Source organism: Inquilinus sp., from assembly GCF_039594555.1.
GTDB lineage: Bacteria > Pseudomonadota > Alphaproteobacteria > DSM-16000 > Inquilinaceae > Inquilinus.
In genome coordinates this window covers 1-3,040 of record NZ_JBCNNF010000610.1, presented here as the reverse complement: position 1 = coordinate 3,040, position 3,040 = coordinate 1, and the positions used below count along the sequence as shown (strand labels likewise).

The 3,040-nt window shown below is 71.5% G+C and carries 4 protein-coding genes; 3 read left to right on the top strand and 1 reads right to left on the bottom strand.

Annotated features, from left to right (window positions below; all coding sequences use genetic code 11):
• The coding region (locus ABDW35_RS34935; protein ID WP_343718443.1) for a methionine biosynthesis protein MetW at positions 1 to 238 on the bottom strand (238 nt) is incomplete at its 3' end.
• A 110-nt stretch (positions 239 to 348) separates the two neighbouring features.
• Between ABDW35_RS34935 and ABDW35_RS34930 the strand changes: the two genes are divergently transcribed.
• From ABDW35_RS34930 to ABDW35_RS34920, 3 genes are all read left to right on the top strand, one after another.
• Positions 349 to 1,182, top strand: a complete 834-nt coding sequence (locus ABDW35_RS34930; RefSeq protein WP_343718442.1) for a helix-turn-helix transcriptional regulator — start codon at positions 349 to 351, stop codon at positions 1,180 to 1,182.
• Positions 1,179 to 2,552, top strand: a complete 1,374-nt coding sequence (locus ABDW35_RS34925) for an aminotransferase (protein WP_343718441.1) — start codon at positions 1,179 to 1,181, stop codon at positions 2,550 to 2,552. Before ABDW35_RS34930 ends, ABDW35_RS34925 begins: the two co-directional genes overlap by 4 nt.
• Positions 2,552 to 3,040, top strand: a 489-nt coding sequence (locus ABDW35_RS34920) for an inositol monophosphatase family protein (RefSeq protein WP_343718440.1), incomplete at its 3' end; no start/stop codon positions are given. The genes ABDW35_RS34925 and ABDW35_RS34920, both read left to right, overlap by 1 nt.

Here is a 3,040-nt window from a genome sequence, read left to right as displayed (position 1 = left end):
GCCGAACCTCCAGCCCTGATGCCCGTGCCTGCTCGGCGGCCGCCTCTTCCGGCTCGATGCCGACGCCGTGGATTGAACCGTCGGCGGTGACCGCCCGCAGCAGCGCGCCCTCGCCGCAGCCGACATCCAGCACAGAGGCAGGCTCGAAGCTGCGCAGCGCAGCCAGGAACTCCCTTTTGCCGTCCTGTGGCGGGCGTGCCGCGGCGTCGGTCCGCGGCATCATCATCGTCGGGGTCATGCTGCCTCCCTTCTTTGCCGCGGCGAGGGTAGACAGGCGATGAAGCTGTCCGATAGCGGGCAACCTGCCAAAATATGCACCGGATCGGACAAGCCGAAAGGCGGGGTGGGATGATGGAGAGCTGGATCCGGGTCGAGCGCGATCCCTTCCCGCCCGGCTTCTCGGGCGGGTGGCACGATCACTCCCAGGCGCAGCTGATCTATCCGGGCCGCGGCGTCATGGTGCTGCACACGCGGCACGGACAATGGGTGGTGCCGCCGCTGCAAGGCTGCTGGCTGCCGGCCGGCGAGGCGCATCGGGTCGAGACCACGGCCGAGTTCGAGATGCTCAGCGCCTATTGCGGCGGCCCGCTGCTGCGCCGGCTGCCGGAGCGCTGCGGCATCGTCGCCGTCAGCCCGCTGCTGCGCGAAGTGATCCTGGCGCTGGAGGGCAGGGAAGCGACGGGCCGGGCCCGGCACCGCCTGTGCCTGGTCTTCGCCGACGCGCTGCGGTTGGAGTCGGCGCCGCGGCTGTTCCTGCCGCCCCTGGCCTCGCCGGGGCTGCGGGCGATCGAGGCGGCGCTGGCGGCGGATCCGGCGCATGCCGGGACACTGGCTGGCTGGGCGTCGCATCTCGGCACCACCACCCGGTCGCTGGCCCGGGCCTTCCAGCGCGAGGCGCGGATGAGCTTCTCCGCCTGGCGCCGCCAGGTGCGGTTGCGCGCCGCCCTGATCCGGCTGGCGGAAGGGCAGGCGGTGACCGTGGTGGCGCATGAGCTCGGCTTCGGATCGGCCAGCGCCTTCATCCGCGACTTCCGCCGTGCCACCGGCATGACGCCGAAGCGCTGCTTCCGGCCGGCGGCCCCTGGCTCCGGGCCTGCCATGCGCGAAACGCCCAGGACGGACGCCTTACCTTTCGGTAACGATGGCGGACACCGAAAGCCAGCCGGAGGCCGCCGCCCGTGATCCCGAACTCCACCGCCGCGCGCGACGTCGCCTACCTGCTGCACCCCTACACCAATCTCCGCGCCCATCAGGAGGCCGGCCCGCTGGTGATCAGCCGCGGCAAGGGCATCCACGTCTATGACGAGGAGGGCAAGGAGTACATCGAGGGCCTGGCCGGCCTCTGGTGCGCCGGCCTCGGCTTCGACCAGGAGCGGCTGGTCGAGGCGGCGACGCGGCAGATGCGGCAGCTGCCCTTCTATCATGCCTTCGGCGGCAAGGTGCCGGATGTGCTGGTCGACCTGGCCGAGGCGCTGATGGCGATCGCACCGAAGCCGCTGGAGCGGGCGCTGTTCGTCAATTCCGGCTCCGAGGCGAACGACCTGGCGGTCAAGATCGCCTGGTACGTCAACAACGCGCTGGGCCGGCCGGACAAGAAGAAGATTATCGCCCGTCGCAAGGGCTATCACGGCGTCACCGTGATGTCGGGCAGCCTCACGGGCCTGGCCTATGCCCAGGACGGCTTCGACCTGCCGGTCAGCCGGGTGGTGCATGTCGACACGCCGCACCATTATCACGGCGCCGCGCCGGGCGAGAGCGAGGAGGACTACGCCACCCGCCTGGCCGAGCAGCTGGAGGCGACGATCCAGGCCGAGGGGCCGGAGACGGTGGCCGCCTTCATCGCCGAGCCGGTGATGGGCGCGGGCGGCGTGATCGTGCCGCCGCGCACCTATTTCAAGAAGGTCCAGGCGGTGCTGCGCCGCCACGACATCCTGTTCATCGCCGACGAGGTGATCTGCGGCTTCGCCCGCACCGGCGCCTGGTTCGGCTGCGACAGCTTCGGCATCAAGCCGGACATCATGACCGTGGCCAAGCAGCTGTCGGCCGGCTTCCTGCCGATCGCGGCGACGCTGGTCTCCGGCCCGGTCTATCAGGCGCTGGTGGCGGGCAGCGACCAGCACGGCATGTTCGGCCACGGCAACACCTATGGCGGCCATCCGGTGGCCGCGGCGGTGGCGCTGGAAACGCTGAGGATCTATCGCGAGATGGATATCGTCGGCCGCGTCCGGCGGGTCGGCGCCGCACTGCAGGACGGCCTGCGCCGCTATGCCGATCATCCGCTGGTCGGCGAGGTGCGCGGCCTGGGCCTGATCGCGGGGGTCGAGCTGGTAGCCGACAAGGCCGCCCGGACCAATTTCGACAAGGCTCGGGGCATCGGCGCCGGGCTGGTCCGTCGGGCCCAGGCGCACGGCCTGCTGACCCGCGCCATGCCGGGCGACCTCATCGGCTTCTGCCCGCCGATGGTGATCGACGAGGCCGGTGTGGCCGAGATGCTGCACCGCTTCGACCTGGCGCTGGACGAGACCTGGTCGGCGCTGCGCGAGGCGGCTTGATGGCCGACGACGACCTTCCCCCGATCGAGGCTGTCGTCGATCTCGCCCGCCGCGCCGGCCGGGTGGTGCTCGAGATCTACAACAGCTTCGACGGCGCCTCCTTGCGCAAGGAGGACGGCAGCCCGGTCACCGCGGCCGACCATGCCGCCGAGGCGCTGATCATCCCCGGCCTTCGCGCCCTGCTGCCGGGCGTGCCGGTGGTGGCGGAGGAGCAATGCGCCGCCCAGGGTGTCCCCGCCGCGGCCGACCGCTTCTGGCTGGTCGATCCGGTCGACGGCACCAAGGAGTTCCTGCGCCGCAACGGCGAGTTCACGGTCAACATCGCCCTGGTCTCCGGCGGCCTGCCGGTGCTGGGCGTGGTCGAGGCGCCGGCCTTCGACCGCCGCTTCTGGGCGGCCGGCGGCCAGGCCTGGCAGCAACGGGGCGATGAGACGCCGCAGCGCATCGCCGTGCGCCGGCCGCCGGCGGAGGGCATGGTGGTGCTGACC